Here is a 19,945-nt window from a genome sequence, read left to right on the forward strand (position 1 = left end):
ATCGCAAGCTCACAAATCCGGAACCGGTCAATTCACAGCACAAATACCTGACGCTCAGACTTCGCCCTGCCACGCGGCCCGCATGACAGCTTTCAACTCTCCAGCGTCCACCTCGTCGATCGATCGAAACCAGAACGACATCGTCGCGCCACTGGTGCCGGGTCGCGAGAATTCCTGTTTGAAGCCCAGATGCTCGACCTGGGTCGGCGTGAATCGGCCTGGCGGCAAATAGACGTCTATTCGAATCGCGTCACCCTTATTCGTAATTATCTTCGCGACTCGTCGCCCATCGGGCGTTGCCAACTCCACGAAGACTTTACCGCTCCAGTCGACCACGACGCCGGGCAGGACCTTGCTCACCTGCCCGATGAACAAAGTGAGTGAAAGTGGTTTCCATTCTCGCTGCTGCGATTTGGGAATCTGCGTCTGCGACAGATGCCACGTTTTGCCGTCCTTCTTCCACGGCTCAGCGCCCGACTTGCTGCTGCCAAGCGAATTCACATGCTTCATGTACGACGTAAACGCCTTCGACAGGAATTCGCGGAAAGCCGGCGTGTTAATCTCTTTTCGGTCATGCACCATCACGCGCACCTGCTCGAACTCGTTGTTCGCGGGGCGGATCTGCACACGAGCGGTCTGACCATATGCCTGAATGTCGTCACGCTCATCGAGCGGCTTGAGCGCCAACGACGCCGCCAAGGGCGCTCCCTTAAACGTCCCGCTGGGGACTCGAAACAGCAAATCGAGCAGCCACCGGCCGGCGGTGAGTGCGTGCAAGAACCATGGCACCGCACTTTGGGCCACGCCGTCCGGCGCCTGGGCCGCGATCTCGACTCGAGCCCGATCATTCCAATCCGTCGGGCGAAGCTGGCGCTTTCCCAGCTTTTCGATCGAATCCACGACGTAGACGAGGGCCGAACCTTCCCATTCCACCGGCTTGGCGTCCCGCGAGAGCCTGTCCTGCGTGTGCCATTTGCGCCCGTCTCGCTGCCAGGGCATCCGGACTTCGTGACCTTCTGCAATCGCAATGGCGCGTTCGCCAGGATTCGGCTCGGCGTGGGCTCGCTCCGAATCGAGCGATTGGGCGGCAGCCTTCTTCGGATCAAACGGTGTGCGCTCCCGATGCGGACCGGCATCAAGCACCCCCTTCAACAGGCGGCCCGTGTGCGACGATCCCTCGTTTGCAACCCTTTCAGGCGGACCTTCTGCGACGATTCGCCCGCCCTCGTCCCCGGCGTCGGGACCCAGGTCGATGACCCAGTCCGCCGTTTTGATCACGTCCAGATTGTGCTCGATGCAGACGACGGTGTTCCCCATGTCGACGAGACGATGAAGCACGTCGAGCAGCTTCCGCAAGTCGTCGAAATGCAGGCCGGTCGTCGGCTCGTCCAGAACGTACATTGTGCGGCCGGTGCTGGGTCGGCCGAGTTCGCCCGCCAACTTGACACGCTGGGCCTCGCCGCCGGAGAGCGTCGGGGCACTCTGACCGAGCGGCACATAGCCGAGCCCGACATCCGCGAGTGTCTGCAGCATTCGACGGATTTTGGGAACATTGACGAAATGCACGAGGGCGTCGTCGACGGTCATCTCAAGCACATCGGCGATGTTCTTCCCCTTGTAGCGTATTTCAAGTGTATCCCGCTGATACCGTTTTCCGCCGCAGTCTTCGCACGGAACCCAGACATCGGGCAGAAAGTGCATTTCGTGGCAGACCTGGCCGAGTCCTTCGCAGGCTTCACAACGCCCGCCCGGCCGGTTGAAGCTGAATTTGTTCGCAGTGAACCCGCGCACCTTGCTCTCCGGCAGACGGGCGAATACCTCTCTCGTGAGATCGAAGACGCCGGTGTAGGTTGCGGGATTTGACGACGGCGTCACGCCGATGGGCTGTTGATCGACGTTGATGACCTTGTCGATGAACTCCACCCCCTTCAGGCCGCGGTGCAAACCAGGTGTCACTCCGGCGCGATGAATTCTCGACGCCAGCGCCGGATAGAGGATGTCTGTGACAAGAGAGCTCTTGCCGGAGCCGGACACGCCGGTGACACATACAAAACGTCCGAGCGGGAACACGGCGTCAAGACCTCGAAGATTATTCTGGCTCGCGCCGAGAATCGTCAACACCGGTCGCTCGGCGTCGTGATGATCGATCGTTTCTCCGACAGCAATGGTCTCGCGAAATCCGCGGATCGGTCGGCGATTCGTCGGGACCGCGATTGCGTCGACTCCCGAGAGATATCGCCCCGTGAGCGATTCGTGATTCTTTCCGAGTTGCCGCGGTGAGCCGAATCCGACGACGTGACCGCCACGCGAGCCTGCGCCGGGTCCGAAGTCGATCAGATGATCGGCCGCCCGGAGAATCTCGTCGTCGTGTTCAACCATGAGCAGTGTGTTGCCGAGATCTCGCAGCTTCTTCAGCGCGCCGACAAGACGCTGATTGTCCCGCGGGTGCAGGCCAATCGTCGGTTCATCGAGCACATACAGCACGCCCGTCAGTCCGCTTCCGATCTGCGATGCCAGCCGGATCCGCTGTGATTCACCGCCCGAGAGAGTTGGAGCGGAGCGGCCGAGCGTCACATAGCCGAGCCCGACGTCGATCAGGAATTGCAGTCGGGAGTGTATCTCATGAAGCAATTCGCCGGCCAGCCGGGACTGACGACGGTCGAACTTCAGCGAGGAGAAGAACTCGAGCGCGGTCGTTAACTCCATGCCGCACACTTCGACAATGCGCCGGCTGCCCAACCGAACCGCATTGGCCTCGGGACGCACGCGACCGCCGCCACAGGACTGACAGGGAATCTCGGTCACGAGGTCGGCAAGTCTATGTCGGTAGATGAAGGAATTTCGAGTGGCCTCGTCGATGGCAGGAAAGAAGCCCTTCCATTGAAAACGTAAGCCGCTGATGCCGGCGGTCTTGTCAATCTCAATCCACTGATCGCCAAGGCCGAATAGTATGGCCCGCCGATGTTCGTCCGACAGCCTGCCCACCGGGAGATAGGGATCGAAGCCGATGGCGCGGGCCAGCGCGATCAACATGCCGCGCAGCATGGGGTTGGCATCCACGTTCTGCCAGACGGAGATTGCTCCATCGAGAATCGAGGAATGGGGTGCAATAATGATGGCATCATGGCTGGTCCCGCGCTGAACACCCAGGCCTTCACATGCGGTGCACCAGCCCATCCGCGAGTTGAAGCTGAAATGGTGCGGCGTGATTTCGTCGTAGCTTGTTGCGCACTGATCACAGGAAAAGTGCTGGGAGAATCGCAGTACGCGGTCGGCGCGCGATTCGTCCGATTCGTCGGCCCCCGGCGCATCCAGCACGTCGACCACCATCACGCCTTTTCCGAGAGACAACGCGTGTTCGATCGAATCACCGAGCCGGCCCCGACCACCGGAACGCACCACGGCGCGATCAACCACCAGTTCGACTCGGTGCGCGCGGCGGGCATCGATCTTCGGTTTGGAAGACAGTTCCACGACTTTGCCGTCGATGCGGGCGCGAACGTAGCCCTGGGCCTCGCAGCGGGCGAGCAACGATTCCCATGACTCTCCCGGAGAACGGTCAATCGGTGCACAAAGCAGCAGCCGTGTGCCTTCCGGCATCGCGGCGATTCGGTCGATGATCTCCTCGCTCGACTGCGTTCCGATCGGTCGATCGCAGGTCGGACAATGCGGCTGGCCAACGCGCGCCCAGAGGACTCGCATGTAATCGTAAATCTCCGTGACGGTCCCGACGGTTGAGCGCGGCGTGTTGCCCGCGGCCTTCTGCTCGATGGCGATCGCGGGGGACAGGCCGTAGACGTGGTCAACCTTCGGCTTCTGAAATTGGCCAAGGAACTGCCTTGCATAGGACGACAGCGACTCGACATATCGGCGCTGGCCTTCGACATAGACGGTGTCCATGGCGAAGCTGGTCTTGCCGCTGCCTGAGACGCCGCTGCAGACTGTCATCCCGCCGCGCGGAACACGCACCGTGATGTCCTTCAGATTGTGCTCACGCGCGCCGACGACAACGATGTCATTGTTGACGGCAAACGGCTTTCGATTCCCATGTCGGGTCTGCTTCGAACCGGCGGCCCGCCGCGCGGCCGCGGGGGCGGTCTTCTTCGATGATTGTCCTGTCAACACGGACGTGAGCGCCTGACCGGTGAATGATTCGGCGCATGCCGCGACAGCCTCAGGCGAACCGGCCGCGACGATCCGACCGCCGCCGCTACCGCCTTCCGGCCCGAGATCGATAATCCAGTCGGCCGTCTTGATGACGTCAAGATTGTGTTCGATCACGATCACGCTGTTGCCTGAATCGACGAACCCATGCAGCACCGCCAGCAACTTTCGAATGTCCTCAAAATGCAGGCCGGTCGTCGGTTCATCGAGAATGTACAGCGTTCGGCCGGTTGACTGACGAACCAGTTCCTTCGCGAGCTTGATGCGCTGCGCTTCGCCGCCCGAGAGCGTCGTGCTGGCCTGTCCCAGCTTGATGTAGTCGAGACCGACATCGTGCAGCGTGGCCAGCATTCTTCGAATCTTCGGAATGGCATCGAAGTGCTGCATCGCCTGCTGCACGTCCATTTCGAGGACATCGTGAATGCTCTTGCCGCGGAAGTGAATCTGCAGCGTCTCGTGGTTAAAGCGCCGCCCCTCGCAGACGGGGCAGGTGGTCCAGACATCCGCGAGAAAGTCCATCTCCACCCGATTTTGTCCGTTTCCTTCGCAGGCATCGCAACGCCCGCCCCCCTGCTCACCGGTGGATACGTTGAAGCTGAATCGACCTGGCGAGTAGCCACGGACCTTGCTGTCCGGCAATTTGGCGAACAGGTCACGAACTTCATCGAACAGCTTGATATAGGTGGCGGGATTGCTGCGCGGCGTGCGACCGATGGGCGATTGATCGATGTCGATCACCTTGTCGAGGTGCCGCACGCCCTCAATTCCCCCATGGCGGCCCGGATTGGCGGTTTCGGAGCCGTTCAATTCCCTCAGAAGCTGTTCGCGCAGGATGTCATTGACAAGCGACGATTTTCCGGAGCCGGAGACGCCGGTGACACAAACAAAGCGACTCAGCGGTATCTCGACGTCGATGTGCTTCAGGTTGTTATGCGCGGCGCCACGGATCACCAGCCAATCAAGGTTGTCCGCCGATTTCTTCGCGTCTGCGCCGGATTTCGCATCCTTCCGCGTGGCGGCGCCTGGGGGCTTCTGTTGCCGGGGACTGACTGCCATATTCTTGTTCGACGACATTCCTGTTCGTGGGAGCTGTTCGATATCGGTCTTGCCCGAATGTTAACCGAACCTGTTCCGAAGCGACACGGGCAATGACAAACGCCCGCTGTTATCAATGTCGAATAATCAGGACCCCATAACTCCGATGCACCACGGCCTGAACGCCATTCCTGGACCCTGGCGCGTTCGCGATTGACTGATATCAAGCCAGTCGGCGCGTTCGGCGATGTAGGGACATGTTGACCGGGGTTTCCGGTTGGGCTATTTACAAGGAGATCACATGTCTGCGCACGTCGCGACGCGAAACAAAACCGGCAAAGGCGAACCGAACATGCCAAAAAGCAAAACGAAGTCCGATGTCTCCCATGAGGCACACGAAACGACCGCCGCGGCGCACATGAATTTCAACCGCATCACCGACGAACAGTTCCAGGCCGCTGCGGATCATCTCAGGCTCGAACCGGATATTCAGTTGGTCTTGCGGACGCCCTACCGCGAGTTGATCGTTCAGATCCCCGTGCGCATGGACGATGGGCATCTCGAATTGTTCCATGGCTATCGCGTGCAGCATAACGCCGTCCGCGGACCCTACAAAGGCGGGCTCCGATTTCACCCCGAGGTCGATCTCAACGAGGTCCGATCGCTTGCGGCACTCATGACCTGGAAAACGGCGCTCGTGGACATCCCGTTCGGCGGCGCAAAAGGCGGCGTGACCTGCGATCCGACAAAGATGTCGCGCGACGAGTTGCAGCGACTCACGCGCGAGTTCACCCGCAAGATCGACATGGCTCTCGGCGTGTATCGCGACATTCCTGCGCCCGACGTCAACACCAATCCACAGGTCATGGCATGGATCATGGATGAATACGGTAAAAAACACGGCTACTCGCCGGCAATCGTAACGGGCAAGCCGATCAGCCTCGGCGGATCGCTCGGCCGCGAGCAAGCCACCGGTCGCGGCACGGTGATCATCGCTCGCGAAGCGTGCAATGCGATGAAGATCAATTTGCACGGAGCGACCGTCGCGATTCAGGGATTCGGCAACGTCGGATCGTGGACGGCAAGGCTGATCGCAGAACTGGGCGCGAAGGTCGTCGCCGTGTCGGACGTCAACGGCGGTATCCACTGCGAAAAAGGCATCGATGTGCCGGCGCTCTTCGAGCACGTGAAACGTGAAAGGACCGTGCAGGGTTTTCCCGGATCGAACGCGATCAGTAACGAGGACCTGCTCTGCCTGAAAGTCGATCTGCTGATCCCCGCGGCGCTCGGCGGTGCGATCAGTCGCGAGAACGCCGACAGCATTCAGGCCAGGCTCATCATCGAAGCCGCGAATTCGCCCGTGACGCCGCGAGCCGACGAGATGCTTCGGGCACGCGGGATCACGGTCATCCCGGATATCCTTGTGAATGCCGGCGGCGTGACGGTGTCGTACTTCGAATGGGTACAGAATCTCCAGCAGTTCCGCTGGGATCTTGACCGAGTGAATTCGGAGCTCGAGCGAAGAATGGTCGATGCGTGGAACCATGTGCATCGAATCGCCATCGAGCAGAAGCTCTCATACCGCGTGGCGGCCTTCTGCGTAGCGCTCGAAAAGGTCGCAGAGGCGACGCGACAGCGATTCTGATCGTACAACGCACGACATCAATCGCAGGGTTGCGAAAAAAAAGCGGAGACTGTCATTCACTTCGGTGCGGCATTGAGTTCGTGCCGTAGATGTGACACCGCGCGTTCGATCTGCGTAACATCGCGGCCGGATGCCCGAGCAAGACGCAAAAAAACGTCATACTCCGTCAGCGCCTCCATCGCGCGGCCGCAGATCCGAAGGCGCTCAGCCAGCGCATAGCGAAGGCCGACGTCGCCCGGAGCCAGCTCGACGGCGTGCCGGCTGAATTGCACGGCGTCATCACAGTGTCCTCCGCTCATCATCGCTGCATCGCCGATCTCGGAAATCAGAACCGGATTCGTCCAGCCGGTTTCCTCAGCCTGCGCGAGCCGCGATCGAGCCGCGTCCATCTCGCCGAGCGCCGCGTGCGCCTGCGCCGAAATCATCATCGCGAATCCGCGCCGATTCCCCAATTCGCCGGACAGCACCCGATCCACAAGAGACTTCGCTTCGGCTGCCGCGCCGGTCTTGGTCAACACGCGCGCCAGCGTCAGTTGGTAGTTCGCATTGGCGGGCTCGGCCGCCGCCGCTTGACGAGCCGGTGGCAGCGCCGCCTTCGGATTCATGTCCTCAAGGAAAAACGTGGCAACATGATAGTTGGCCATCGGCAATTCCGGAGCGATTTCGTGGATGTGAGTCCAAAGCACTCGTGAATCCACCCAGATTCGCTGCTGCGCGAGCGTGAACCGGACACAGCCCATGACCATACCGGCCGCGAGCATCGCGGGCAGGAGTAATCCCGTCCGGCGTGCGGCGTCCTTCGACGGAAATTCGCGACAAGGGTTCACGTCCCCACCGGCCGGCGTCATCTTGCAACGCGAAACCCATCGATCCAGTCCAATCGTGAGCGGAATCAACAGAAAGACGAGCGGCAGATAGAGAAACCGGTCGGCCACGCAGGTCGCGGTGAAGTGGACGCCGCCAAGCCCCGGGCTCAGGAGCACGGCGAAACCCACCAGCCCGACGAACAACGAACGGCATCGTCGGTACGAAAGTGCCGTCATCATGACATACCATCCAACAACCATCGCGCAGAGAAAGCCCGTCCAGGACATCCATGACCCGTCGGACGGTATCGACCTGAACGGACTCAACGCGGTCGGCCAGACCACATTTCCGAGGTAGAGCGTGAAATTATAGGCGACCAGAAAGCACCAGTTCACCGCGCGCTCAAAGCTGTCGACGCGCGGCAGACCCAGAACAGCGGTCTGTGCCTGCGACCGCCACGCAACATACGCCGCGAACGCGACAACCGGCAGAAAAGACAGCTTCTCCAGGACGGTCCTCGCACTGAATCGCCTCAACGGATGGATATCGAGCAACATCATCGCGATCGGCAGCGGTAAGACGATCGGTTTGGCCAGCGCGGCCAGCGTCATGAGCACGACACTGACCACCAGTGAGCCTCGCCCCCCCGTGCGACCGTACCATAGATAGGCAATCATCGCCGACAGGCCGAAGAATGCGGCGAGAACCGTCTTGCGCTGGGAGATCCACGCAACGGACTCCACCTGGGCGGGATGCAGCAGAAAAACGAGTGCTGCCGCGGCCGCGGCCCATCGACCCGCGAGGCACAATCGCATGAAGCCGAAAACGAGCATGCCGTTCAGGCCGTGTAAGATGACGTTGGTCAGATGGTAATAGAACGGATCCAGTCCGTCGCCGCCGGCCACTGCGGCATCCAACATGAGTGAAAGCATGGTCAGCGGTTGGTAGTATCCCTCGACCGTCGTCGGATGAAACACTTCGGAAAAGAATCGCCGCACGGAATCGAAGCTTGGCGTGCGAACCGCGTCGTTATCAACGACATACATGTAGTCATCGAGCGTGACAAACCGCCCCGCCAGGGCCGGCTCATACACCCAAAGCGCGATCATCAACAGGCCGACCATGATCGCAAGATCGAGCAGCCGGCGCGGTTTCGTTTCGCCGGTGCCGCCGGGACGATTCTCTTTTGCTTCGAGACTGCGAGGCATCATCAAGGAAAAACCTGAACCGCCCGCGCCGCGCCGAAGACGCCGAAGCGGCAGAGCCGGGAAATCACAATCCGTGAGCCCGCGTCGCGGCGGGCGCCTCAGTCGCATGCAGATCTTCGGGCGACGAATCCGCTGGCGATTCAATCAAATTGCCGAAGCCGGGAAAGTCGCGAAGCCTCAACAACTCCGGAGAGCGCCCGGCACGACGGGCATAGTTCGGATCTTTTGCGACAGCAGCCTCAAGATGTCGACGCGCGAATTCCATTTCGTCATTCGCAGCCCAGGCAATTGCCAGGCCGAGATGGGCCATCGGATCATTTCGGCGACGCAATGCCTCCTGAAATTCGGCGCGTGCCGAAGCAAAGCGCTGCACCTTCAGATAGGCGTGCCCAAGACCAAGTCGAATGCCGCTCGAAGCCGGCTGGAGGTCGCGCGCCCGTTCAAGATACTTGATCGCCTCCTCATTCTGACCGGAACGGGCCATCGCCACGCCAAGATTTTGCAGACACTCGATCCAATCCGGATTCGATTTCAGAGCGGCGCGGAGCATCTCAGCCGCTTCGCCGGCCCGACTGTCGTTGTTCAATAACAGGATGGTGCCGAGGTAGAACTGAACCGACGGATGATCCGGATTGCGCTGCGCCGCCCTTCGCGCCGCAACCAGCGCCGCGTCGAACTCATTCTCCTGAATCAGGGATTCAACTAGTCCCAGATGGGCGTGAATCCAGTTCGGATAGATGCGAACCGTGTGCTCATGCAGATCGCGACTGCTCTGCCATACCCATGTTTGCGCATGGGAATGCACGGCGAAAATCAGCACAAACGCAGCCGTGCCGATAGCGGTCCAGCGGCCCCACCACCATTGCCAGACCGGCCCGCGACGCCCCAGCCAGGCGGCCAACACGATCAGCGGCACGATCAATACGGCGTAGAGATACTGATCGCTCAACAGGAGACGGGCATAAGGCCATTCAAGCAGCGCGGGAGCAACAAACAGCACGCCGCCTGACAGCGCAACGAAAAAAGGTTTGCTCCGACGAAAGGCGATCACCGCGGCAACCAGCACCGCGACCACGACAAGAACATCAAACCACGCGCCCAGTTGAATACCACCGACCGACGCTGACGCAGGATTGTACGGAGTCAGGTTGATCGGCCAGAACAGCCGCGCGACCAGCGATGCAAACGCATGCGCCGGGCCGAAGGCGACCGCGGCGTCCCTTGCCGGTGGAATGCCTGCATCCGCCCGCGCGATGACCTGCATCGCGCCGGACAGGAGCGAGACAGTCAGCATCGGCAGCTTTTCCATCAGCGGAACCCAGCCCGTTCGGCGATACGGCCACACATCCAGTGTCAGCATGATGACAGGAAGCGCGATGAAAATGGGGCGACTCAACATGGCGGCCGCGTAGAGGATCGTCGCGAGCCCGATCCAGGCGCTTCTCTGTTGCGTTGCGAATGATCGAAGATAGCACCACAAGGACAGAAGCGCGAAGAACCCGCCAAGCAAGGTCATGCGCTGGGCGATCCATGTGACGGACTCCACCTGCACAGGATGAAAAGCGAATACACAGCTCAGCAGGATTGGCCAGATCACCGAGCCGGATAACCGCCGAACGATTACGAAGATGAGCAGCGTGTTCAGTATGTGCAGCACCATGTTCGTCAAATGAAATTGAAACGCCCGTGATGCCCAGCCGTGTGCCGCATCCACATCGACCTGCTCCGATGTCTTCACGGCGATCCAACCATCCAATCGAATTGAGAGTGCCGTCAGCGGCTGGTAATAACCTCCGGATTCGTCCGGTCGGTGAATGCGATCACGCGAAAATGTCCGACCCGCATCCGCCCAGCTCCACTCCGGCGACCAGATCGAGCCGGCCTCATACAGGTAAAGGTGATCCGTCTGATTCGCGAAACCGGCGGTCAACACGGGGAAATAGACGGTGCCCGCCGCGACCACGAGGGCAATGGCCGAACAAATCGAGATCATTGCAGGCGAAGGTTTCATACGCTGCCTTGGGCGCACAGGGGGTGCCGGATGCGGAATTGCAGCCGGCAATGGAACGCAGACGGCGAAGCCGCGGAGCGGGTCTCCGGAACAATACTCAACCGGCGGCGATTCACCGCTGTGGTAATTGTACGTCTCGTGCGGAGTCCCTACAATTCGTCGCCCTATGCGAATTCTGCTTACGAACGACGACGGCATTTACGCACCCGGCATTCTGACCATGTACAACGCGCTGGCGGGCCTCGGCAGCGTCGATGTCGTTGCACCGGAAACGGTGCAATCCGGCGGTTCTCATGCCATCACGATTCGCCACCCGGTGCTCTGGCGAAGCGTGCAGGTCGGGGACAAGTTCCGTGGGACGAGCGTCGAGGGCACGCCCGCGGACTGTGTGAAACTCGCGATCAACTCGCTGCTGCCGGAGCCGCCTGATCTCATCGTCTCCGGAATCAACGCCGGACTGAACACTGGGATTCACGTGCTCTATTCGGGAACGGTGGCCGCCGCGATCGAAGGTGCGATCCTCGGTCGCCCCGCTGTCGCCGTCTCCTTTGAGCTGTATCGCGACATGGATTTCATCGCGGCCGGTCGCATTGCTCGACGCATCATCGAACGCATCAAGGCCGAGGGTTTCCTGCCGGGCACCGTTTACAATATCAATATCCCGGAGTTGAAACCGGGCGTGCCGCGCGGCATCCGCGTCGCTCCCCAATCAATCCAGGCAATGGACGAACGCATCGAGCGGCGCAGTGATCCCTACGGCCGCGAGTATTACTGGCTGACGGGCGACTTCAAGAACATCGGCGAAGAAATGCACACCGACCGATACGCCCTCAGGGAGGGATATGTCTGTGTGACGCCGCTGCATTTCAATCTCACCGACCGCGCGCTGCTTGAAAAAATGAACGGCTGGTCGTGGCCCGACGATGAATAGGGGCATCCCCGAAGCGTCGGGCATGATGTTCAACGCATCGGACCGCATTCACTCGAGCGAACGCATGCCGGTTGCCTTTTACCTTGCCAAGCTTCGCAGCTCACGCAGACTCGACACCGGGATCATATCGACCGAAACAGGCTGAATCCGGGTGATTTTCCAGACACTGTTCTCACGCCGCCATTCAATGCGCCACACGGCGAAGTGAGTCGCCCCGATCTCCTTGCGGACACTCACGGTTGCGGCCCCGCCCAGCGTCATTATTGCGGCATCCCCTTCCACGCGCACCGTCCGCTGCGTAAACCTCGGATCGCGAATATCGATCAGATCGAACCAGTCCGCGAGGCTTGCGACGAATTCATCGCGACCAACTCCCTCACTCTGGTAGTTCGGACTGATGCGCACGCCGGCATCGACGGAGTCTTCACGGATGATCGACGCGACGAAAGCGTCCATTTGCTCAATGATCCGCTCACGATCGGTCGTCACGAGCATTTGCACAAGAAACAGGACGGCCGTGCCGGCAAGCGTCATCGGAATGGCACGCCGCTTCGCCCGGGCAGACTCCATTCGCTTGCGCATGAAGAGCACTATTGCAAATGCCGCAAAGCAGAAAAGCCCCAGCCAAAGTGGACTCTCGAACAGGACTCGGCTGAGGAAATCCATGACCCTTCGCTCGAATGAGGCGACGTCACGTGTTGAGCCTATTCGGCCCCGCAGTTCCACGCCGCGCCGGCGGCGATGAGCGCTTCCGGTCTGTCTCGCCGCTCAACCGGCGGATACTGCGATTCATCGCCGTACCATTGGTCCAGCATCGCGTGGAAATCGCCCGGCGACCTCACGCGCAGGAATGCCGACTTGACATCCAGATTCAACGGATGCAACTCGCTGTAACGCACGCCGAATTTGCGAAATTGAAGAACCGAAGCGGGCTCGCCGTGGTGCGCCGCGAGCAAATGCACGTGACGCTCGATCGCCGCTCGCTGGGCTGAGATGCTGGGCGGCCCTGGCAGTTCCCGTCCGGCCAGCAGCGCTCGAATTTCGCCGAAGATGAACGGATTGCCGATGGCTCCCCGCGCGATTGACACCCCGTCGATGCCGGTTTCGTTCAGCATGCGCACGCAGTCCCTCGCCGTGAAAAGGTCGCCGCTGCCGATGATGACGCGATCACCCACGTGTCGCTTGACACGTGCGAGAAACTCCCAGCGGCTCGGACCGACATAACGCTGCTTGACGGTTCGGCCGTGAACCGTCACAGCGGAACAGCCGATTTCAAATGCGGCGTCAAGAATTTTGAAAAAATTGCGCTCGCTTTCGATGGAATCATCCAGGCCGCGGCGCATTTTCAGCGTCACGGGCACGCGCCCGGAAACCGCATCGAACACGGCGCGGACGATCGAAATGGCGACGGGCGGATCCGACAGCAGAAAACCACCACGGCATCGGCCAAGCACTTTCTTCACCGGACACCCGAAGTTGATGTCGATGGCGTCGTACCCCATCCCGACCATGTCATCGGCCGCTTCCGCGAATTGTGACGGCTCGCTTCCCATCAGTTGGCCGCCGACGGGATGCTCCGCGGGATCAATCGACAGCATGCGCTTCATTCGCTTGCCGCCCTGCCCGACCAGCCGATCGAGCACGACTTCGTTCAGCGAATACGGGCAGCCGTACTCGCGAGCTAGCACGCGCATCGCGACATCGCTGTAACCGGAGAGCGCCGCTTGCGCGAACGGTGCGTCCAGCGAGATCGGACCGATGGCCAGCGCGGCAGGCGCCCCAACCGCGCACCGGCCGACAGGCACCGGCGCCCGGCGACAGACGTCAACGCCCGGCGGAATCGCCGGGATACTCTGACATGGATTCGACATCAAAATCCCGTTGCGTTACTTGGTCGATTCATTGCTTTTCTTCTTGCCGGACTTCTTCGACTTTTTCTTTTTGTCCTTCTCTCCCTTCGAGTCGTCGTCGCTTGTCACCTTCTTTTTCTTGTCATCGTCCGACTTTTTCTCGTCTTTGATCTCCAGATTCTTGACGAGGAACGCCAGAATTCGCTCCCGCACCTTGTCACCAAACGGCGAGGAAAGCATGTTTGTGCCGTGATATTCCTTGCCGCCCGGGTACTTCTCGGTCTCGACCCTGGCGCCACCGACCTCGGCCAGTTTCTCGACCGCATCGTACTCCGCCTCGGGGGAGATCAGCAGAATCGGCAGATAGGACGCGGCGGTCTTGATCGTCGCAAGCGAATCCAGGTCAAAATAATTCACGCCGGGCGAGAGGCAGACGATGGCCTTTGCATCGCTCGTTTGATTTGCAAAATCAAGCGATATGGTGCAGCCGACACTCGCACCGATGAGCGCAACCCGCGAAGTATCGATGTACTCCTGCTGGCGAAGGAAGTCGAAGGCCGCGACCGCGTCAAGCGTCGCGAGCTGGAACAGCGCGGTGGATCGCGCTTTGTATTGCTCGGTGAGATTCATGGACTCCGGCTTGGTACTGCCGCCGGTGCCGCGAATGTCATATGCCAGCACCGCGATCCCCTTTGCTCGCAGATCCGGGACGAATTCCTTCCAGCTCGAGCGATTCTTCGGATACATGTGTATCAGGACCACGGCGGGCGTGCGCTTCGGAACCTCGACCTTGACAGGATAGAAATCCGCCTCGATCGTGATGCCGTCGGGCGTGTTGAAGGTCACCTTGCGGTCACTGAAATCGGGCGGCGGGCGCTTTGACTTACCGATTTCCATCGTCGGTTTATCCTGTCCCACGGCTCCGCCGACCGCGCCGAACACCCCCACGATCGCGACCATGCCAAACACGAACCCACTTTGAAATCGTTTCATGATGAATACTCCCCGAACAGAGCCATCCGGCTCCCCAAGACCACTGTATTGCTCAGCGCTCCGGACTGCATACCGGGAGTTCGCTTTGTTTTCAGCATGCACATGACGAAGCTAGAGGATAAATTTGCTTAAATCGACGTCCCGCGCGATTTCGCCGAGCCGATCACGCACGTATCCGCCGTCAATAGTGACGTCCCGGCCGCTCATCTCCGGCGCATCAAAGGACATCTTTTCCACGACTTTTTCCATGATGGTCTGAAGCCGGCGGGCGCCGATATTCTCGGTGCGTTTGTTGACATCAGCAGCGATCGAAGCCATCTCGTCGATCCCGTCGGCAGTGAATTCGACCGCGAGCCCCTCGGTCGCCAACAGGGCGACCTGCTGCTTGGTCAGCGCGTTCCGAGGCTCGGAAAGGATGCGCACGAAATCCTCTTTCGTGAGGTCATCCAGTTCCACTCGAATCGGCAATCGACCCTGCAACTCCGGCATCAGGTCGCTCGGCTTTGAAAGATGAAACGCGCCGGCGGCAATGAACAGGACGTGATCTGTTCGAACGGGGCCGTAGCGCGTCGAGATCGTCGCGCCCTCGATGATCGGAAGCAGGTCGCGCTGCACGCCCTGGCGGCTGACATCCGGACCGTGACCGCTTCCCTGGGAGCAAAGCTTGTCCATCTCATCCAGAAAGATGATGCCGGACTCTTCGGCGCGACGAACGGCCAACTCGATGGTCTTCTCGCGGTCGATCAATTTTTCGCATTCGTCGTCGAAGATGATCCTGCGAGCCTCGCGGACCGTGACCTTTCGATTTTTCTGGCGCGTGGGCATCAGCCGATCCATGAGATCCTGAATCTCCGGACCGAGTTGTTCGGCGCCGCCGATGGTTGTCGCCAGCATGCCAACCGGCATCTGCTTCTGTTCGACCTGAAGTTCGATCAGCCGGTCTTCAAAATCGCCGGCGCGAAGCTGTTCGCGCAGTTTCTCGCGTGACCGACGGCGACTGCTTTCGGCACCCTCATCGACCACGTGGCCGGATAGTTCAGAGGATGGTCGCGGAAGCAGTTCATCGAGGATGCGCTCCTCGGTCAGTCGTTCCGCTGATTCGCGGACGACCTCGGTCTGCTCTTTCTTGACCATTCCGATGGAGATTTCGACGAGGTCGCGGACCATCGAATCCACATCGCGGCCCATATAGCCGACTTCCGTGAATTTGGTCGCTTCAATCTTCAGAAAGGGCGCGTTTACCAGCATGGCAAGGCGGCGGGCAATTTCGGTCTTGCCTACGCCGGTGGGGCCGATCATGAGGATGTTCTTAGGGCCGATCTCCTCGCGCATCGTGTCCGGCAACTGAAGCCGCCGCCAGCGATTTCGAATTGCAATCGCAACGGCCCGCTTCGCTTCGGCCTGGCCGATGATGTACTTGTCCAGTTCCTCGACGACGCGCCGAGGCGTGAGTTCCTTCATTCGAAATTCACCTTATCCAAGTGTTCGCGGGCCGCTTGATGGCTGACGATCTCGCGCGGCGCCGCGTTCCCCCTTCGTTTTCGATCAGCGCCGGCATGGCGCGGTGACTCAGGGCTTGCACTGCTTGTCTTCGATCTCGCGGATCTTGTCGATTCGTCGCTCGTGGCGGCCGCCTTCGAATTGCGTATTCAGCCACACTTCGACGATGCGCCGCATGAGCGCATCGCCAATGAGATCGGCCGGCAGGCAGAGGACGTTGGCGTTATTGTGGCGCCGCGCCATCTCCGCGGTAAGCTCATCATGGCACAGCGCGGCCCGGATGCCGTGCAGCTTGTTCGCCGTGATCGACATGCCGATGCCGGTGCCGCAGAAGAGAATACCCATGTCGCAATCACCGTTTTGAACGGCGCGTGACGCCGCGTACGCAGGATCGGGATAATCCATCGACCTGGACGAATCGGTCCCGAAATCCTGTGCCTGCTGACCCATCTCCTCGAGCAGCGCCTTCACCCGGGACTTGGCCTCATAGCCGCGATGATCGGCACCTAACGCGATTTTCATACTGTCACCTCATGCAGCCGCTTCCGCAGCGCGAGTTCAATCGCCCGGGCGGTCTCCTCATATTCTTCCAGCGGACCGCCGACCGGGTCGTTGATTTCCGTGTCAATCGCGATCGGCGCGACGACTGTTGACGGCCGAAGGGGGAACGCGGAAATCGCGTCAACATGGCTGCGGGTCATGCCGAAAATGTAGTCGGCGGCCTGAACCAGTTCACTCGACAACCCGCGCGATACATGACCGGAGATATCCACGCCGCGCCGGCGACAGACCTCAATTGAATATTCGGAGGCGCGACCGCCGCCGTAGGATGCCGCGCCGGCCGACATCACGTTCACGCCGCGTGCAGGAAGCTCGGACTCATCGCAGCCTATCTTCCGAGCCAGCATATTTCGAAACAATCCCTCCGCGATGGGCGAGCGGCAGGTGTTGCCGGTGCAGACGAACAGGATGTTGACCGCGGCAAGCCTGCGGATGGTCCGCTCGTCCCAGACGCCCTCGCGAATGATGGAGTAGCCGTCTCCGTTCAATTCAACAATCGTGGAGCCTTTGCGATATCTCGTCGGGCCGCTGTCGATCACAAAGTCGATCTCGTCGCCAATGGACGAAAGGATCTCGGCCGCCTCGACCGGCGCGGCCTGACCCGCGCGATTGGCGCTTGAGGCAATCACCGGAACCCGCGCGCTTGTTAGAAAAGATGCGCAGGCGACATGATCCGGACATCGCACTCCAACGCTCCCGCGAGAGTATATCGCATCGAAGCCCTCGGAACTCAGCCGCGGCCGAATAGGAACGTCCTCCGATGGATCCACTTTGAAAATGAGCGTGAGCGGCCCGGGCCAGCCCTTTTTGATGAATCGGCGTCCGATGTTGGACAGGGTTGGCACGAAAGGCTCGCATTCGTCAATCCGGCCAATGTGAACCGTAAACGGCTGTGTCGCGGCGCGTCCCTTCACGTCGCGAAGCCGATTCACGGCTGCCCCGCTGGCGGCATTGGCCGCGAGGCCATATACGGTTTCAGTCGGAAATGCAACGATGGCCCCTTCCGCGAGGGCCTTCGCCACGGCAAGAATTTCCGGGGCGTCGGTCGCATCGGGGCTGATCGAAATGAGTTGGGCCGTCATTTAACCGCTTTGCTCCGCTGAAATTATGAATCGAACGTCGCGGAGTGTCAAGAATGATTGTCAAGGGTGGGCAGGGTCAGTCCGGCTGTTCGGAACGGGCGAACGGCAGTGCGACGCCGTCACGCGCCGGTGCATTCGCCGCTGACCACTTCGAGCAATTCGATCGCCGGTTCACCATCACAGTGGATCAACCCGACGCGGCCATAAACCGGAGCGACGTTTGGTCGATCAAACGCCGCGACGATCGGTGATGTTCCCTGAAAACGCATAAACCACTTCGGTTCAATGCGACGCAGCACCCGATGGGAAATAAGAATCTCGCCAAGCGGCCGCTCCCGCCGGAGTATGGCCTCACGAACCGCGTCGGCGGTATGCTGAAGGTGAATCCGCACGGCCCCCACTTCGACGACGAAACCGGAATTCGCCAATGAGAGCAGGATTTTCCGTGCGTACACGGAGCCAATCAGCCGATCTTCGACTACTTCCAGTCGGAGTGATTGACCGTGGAATTTTTCGAGCACGGTCGTCATGTGCAATTCATGAACCAGAAGAGAATCAAACGGCGGCGGCACCTCGCTCGGTGTGAGAATCTCGGCTTCGGCTGCCAGACGCAAACCGAAGAAATCACCGGCGAGATGATCAACGGCCACGCGCGGATCACTGATTGATTCGAGGTTTGGCATGTCCGCGTGCGACTCGTGCATGTAAGCTCTTGAAATGGATTGCAGCGTCAGGCTATCCGATGATCGGCCAAGGACATCCGCCCTCGGCGGGGTTCGCTATGTATACCTTACATTCCGGAACTGGTCTTCGAAAAATCGCGGCAAGAGCGGATCGACGACCAGCAGGCCGGCCCGTGTGAGCGTGATGCAGTCGCCATCGATCCTGGCATAGCCATCGGCCACCAACGCGCCAAATGCCTCCAAGAACTGATCGGTGATCGACTCGCCGAATTTTTCGCGAAAGTAGGCGTCATCGAGTCGGCCCGTCTTTAACTGCAAAATCAGCTCGCGCGTCAATCTCTGCCTTGGGGTCATCGGAAATGCGCGATTGATCGGCAACTCTCGGGCCGCACACTTCGCGACATACTCGTCCCATGTGTCCACGTTCTGGAAATGGACGCCGGCAAAATGCGAGAACGAAGCCACGCCGGTTCCAATCATGTCGGCTCCGTGCCAGAGCGAGTCGCGATAAACAAAACTGCTGCGCTCACTGGGTTTCACCAGCGTGTATGCGCTGGAAATCGCATAGCCGGCCGATTCAAACCTGCGAAACGCATGATCAACCCAGGCTCGCTTTGTGGGCCAGCCGGCAATCGGCACCGGATCACCGGAAGACTTGCTCTCACGCGATAAGACCGTGTTGTGCGGCATCTCCATCTGATAGATGGTGAGGCTATCCGGCTGCATCGCCAGCGCCTTTTCAACGGCCGATTCCCACTTCGCATCCGTCTCACCCACCATTCCGGCGATGAGGTCGATATTAATCTGCGGGAAGCCGACTTCTCGCGCCCATTCGTATGCCTGAAAAATCTCGGCCGATTGATGCGCTCGGCCGTTCTGTTCCAGCAACTGGTCGTCGAAGTGCTCGACACCGAGCGAAAGGCGCGTGACGCCGATCTGTCTAATGGCTTCGAGCTTGTGTTTTTTCAATGTGCCCGGTTCGCACTCGAAGGTGACCTCGCGTGCCGCGTCCCACCGCCAATGCCGGTTGATTCTCTCGACCAGTTTGAGCAGTTGCTTTTCGCTGAGAAATGAGGGCGTCCCGCCACCGAAATATACGAATTCAAACTGACGGCCGTCCAGCGCGGGCATCCGTGAGTACAACTCAATTTCGTGGGCGAGCGCGTCGCAATAGACATCCACCTCGCTCGCGTTCTTGTCGGTGTACACGCGGAAATAGCAGAACTTGCAGCGTTTGCGGCAGAATGGGATGTGCAGATACAGGCCGAGCGGCGCCGGCGCCCTATCGTGCGGCTCGCCGACCGGTCGGGTGGGAACCGCATTCAGCGCGCTCAACGCGGCCGGCAGGTGGTCGCGCGACCAGACGGAAAACGGCGGGTAATTGGCGACAAAGTAACTGCCAATATCGGTTTCAGGCTTTTCGCCGGGGGCCGTGATTTGAGGAAGTTCCAACATCGCTGAAAGACATCGTAGTC

The 19,945-nt window shown here is 60.1% G+C and carries 13 protein-coding genes; 2 read left to right on the forward strand and 11 right to left on the reverse strand.

The window, feature by feature from the left end:
• Window positions 1-54 precede the first annotated feature (54 nt).
• Window positions 55-5,238, reverse strand: coding sequence for an excinuclease ABC subunit UvrA (gene uvrA, locus KF841_10115; GenBank protein ID MBX3395710.1), 5,184 nt, complete (start codon window positions 5,236-5,238; stop codon window positions 55-57).
• 379 nt (window positions 5,239-5,617) lie between these two features.
• Here uvrA and KF841_10120 point away from each other — a divergent pair, with 379 nt between their 5' ends.
• Entirely contained in the window at window positions 5,618-6,844 is a 1,227-nt protein-coding gene (locus KF841_10120) for a glutamate dehydrogenase (GenBank protein ID MBX3395711.1), read from the forward strand.
• Between the two features lie 56 nt (window positions 6,845-6,900).
• Here KF841_10120 and KF841_10125 read toward each other — a convergent pair whose 3' ends face one another.
• Window positions 6,901-8,862, reverse strand: coding sequence for a hypothetical protein (locus tag KF841_10125; GenBank protein MBX3395712.1), 1,962 nt, complete (start codon window positions 8,860-8,862; stop codon window positions 6,901-6,903).
• A 61-nt stretch (window positions 8,863-8,923) separates the two neighbouring features.
• Window positions 8,924-10,870, reverse strand: a complete 1,947-nt coding sequence (locus tag KF841_10130) for a tetratricopeptide repeat protein (GenBank protein ID MBX3395713.1) — start codon at window positions 10,868-10,870, stop codon at window positions 8,924-8,926.
• 166 nt (window positions 10,871-11,036) lie between these two features.
• On the opposite strand from KF841_10130, the gene surE reads away from it, so the two are divergent.
• A complete protein-coding gene (gene surE / locus KF841_10135) occupies window positions 11,037-11,801 on the forward strand; it encodes a 5'/3'-nucleotidase SurE (protein MBX3395714.1) in 765 nt (254 codons plus the stop codon).
• Window positions 11,802-11,879: 78 nt separating this feature from the next.
• Here the strand turns inward: surE and KF841_10140 are convergent, their stop codons facing one another.
• The 8 genes from KF841_10140 to KF841_10175 all read right to left on the reverse strand — a co-directional run bounded on the left by KF841_10140 (window position 11,880) and on the right by KF841_10175 (window position 19,925).
• A complete protein-coding gene (locus KF841_10140; GenBank protein MBX3395715.1) occupies window positions 11,880-12,467 on the reverse strand; it encodes a hypothetical protein in 588 nt (195 codons plus the stop codon).
• Window positions 12,468-12,505: 38 nt separating this feature from the next.
• Entirely contained in the window at window positions 12,506-13,672 is a 1,167-nt protein-coding gene (locus KF841_10145) for a tRNA-dihydrouridine synthase (GenBank protein MBX3395716.1), read from the reverse strand.
• A 15-nt stretch (window positions 13,673-13,687) separates the two neighbouring features.
• Window positions 13,688-14,644 (reverse strand): alpha/beta fold hydrolase, encoded by a 957-nt coding sequence (locus KF841_10150; protein MBX3395717.1) that lies wholly within the window; start codon window positions 14,642-14,644, stop codon window positions 13,688-13,690.
• A 111-nt stretch (window positions 14,645-14,755) separates the two neighbouring features.
• On the reverse strand, window positions 14,756-16,105 hold the full coding sequence (gene hslU / locus KF841_10155; protein ID MBX3395718.1) for an ATP-dependent protease ATPase subunit HslU: 1,350 nt from the start codon (window positions 16,103-16,105) through the stop codon (window positions 14,756-14,758).
• Window positions 16,106-16,213: 108 nt separating this feature from the next.
• Window positions 16,214-16,666: a ribose 5-phosphate isomerase B gene (gene rpiB, locus KF841_10160; protein MBX3395719.1), complete on the reverse strand. Its 453-nt coding sequence runs from the start codon at window positions 16,664-16,666 to the stop codon at window positions 16,214-16,216.
• Entirely contained in the window at window positions 16,663-17,787 is a 1,125-nt protein-coding gene (locus KF841_10165; GenBank protein ID MBX3395720.1) for a threonylcarbamoyl-AMP synthase, read from the reverse strand. Before KF841_10165 ends, rpiB begins: the two co-directional genes overlap by 4 nt.
• A gap of 119 nt (window positions 17,788-17,906) precedes the next feature.
• Window positions 17,907-18,491, reverse strand: coding sequence for a hypothetical protein (locus KF841_10170; GenBank protein MBX3395721.1), 585 nt, complete (start codon window positions 18,489-18,491; stop codon window positions 17,907-17,909).
• Window positions 18,492-18,566: 75 nt separating this feature from the next.
• Window positions 18,567-19,925 carry a coproporphyrinogen III oxidase family protein gene (locus tag KF841_10175; GenBank protein MBX3395722.1) on the reverse strand — a complete coding sequence of 453 codons (1,359 nt, stop codon included), beginning with the start codon at window positions 19,923-19,925 and terminating at the stop codon, window positions 18,567-18,569.
• Window positions 19,926-19,945 lie beyond the last annotated feature (20 nt).

The sequence above is a fragment of the Phycisphaerae bacterium genome, assembly GCA_019636475.1.
Lineage (GTDB): Bacteria > Planctomycetota > Phycisphaerae > UBA1845 > UTPLA1 > JADJRI01.

Coding starts and splice junctions, on each gene's coding strand:
- uvrA (MBX3395710.1), bottom strand. CDS start 5,238: ATGTCGTCGAACAAGAATATGGCAGTCAGTCCCCGGCAACAGAAGCCC.
- KF841_10120 (MBX3395711.1), top strand. CDS start 5,618: ATGAATTTCAACCGCATCACCGACGAACAGTTCCAGGCCGCTGCGGAT.
- KF841_10125 (MBX3395712.1), bottom strand. CDS start 8,862: ATGATGCCTCGCAGTCTCGAAGCAAAAGAGAATCGTCCCGGCGGCACC.
- KF841_10130 (MBX3395713.1), bottom strand. CDS start 10,870: ATGAAACCTTCGCCTGCAATGATCTCGATTTGTTCGGCCATTGCCCTC.
- surE (MBX3395714.1), top strand. CDS start 11,037: ATGCGAATTCTGCTTACGAACGACGACGGCATTTACGCACCCGGCATT.
- KF841_10140 (MBX3395715.1), bottom strand. CDS start 12,467: ATGGATTTCCTCAGCCGAGTCCTGTTCGAGAGTCCACTTTGGCTGGGG.
- KF841_10145 (MBX3395716.1), bottom strand. CDS start 13,672: ATGTCGAATCCATGTCAGAGTATCCCGGCGATTCCGCCGGGCGTTGAC.
- KF841_10150 (MBX3395717.1), bottom strand. CDS start 14,644: ATGAAACGATTTCAAAGTGGGTTCGTGTTTGGCATGGTCGCGATCGTG.
- hslU (MBX3395718.1), bottom strand. CDS start 16,105: ATGAAGGAACTCACGCCTCGGCGCGTCGTCGAGGAACTGGACAAGTAC.
- rpiB (MBX3395719.1), bottom strand. CDS start 16,666: ATGAAAATCGCGTTAGGTGCCGATCATCGCGGCTATGAGGCCAAGTCC.
- KF841_10165 (MBX3395720.1), bottom strand. CDS start 17,787: ATGACGGCCCAACTCATTTCGATCAGCCCCGATGCGACCGACGCCCCG.
- KF841_10170 (MBX3395721.1), bottom strand. CDS start 18,491: ATGCACGAGTCGCACGCGGACATGCCAAACCTCGAATCAATCAGTGAT.
- KF841_10175 (MBX3395722.1), bottom strand. CDS start 19,925: ATGTTGGAACTTCCTCAAATCACGGCCCCCGGCGAAAAGCCTGAAACC.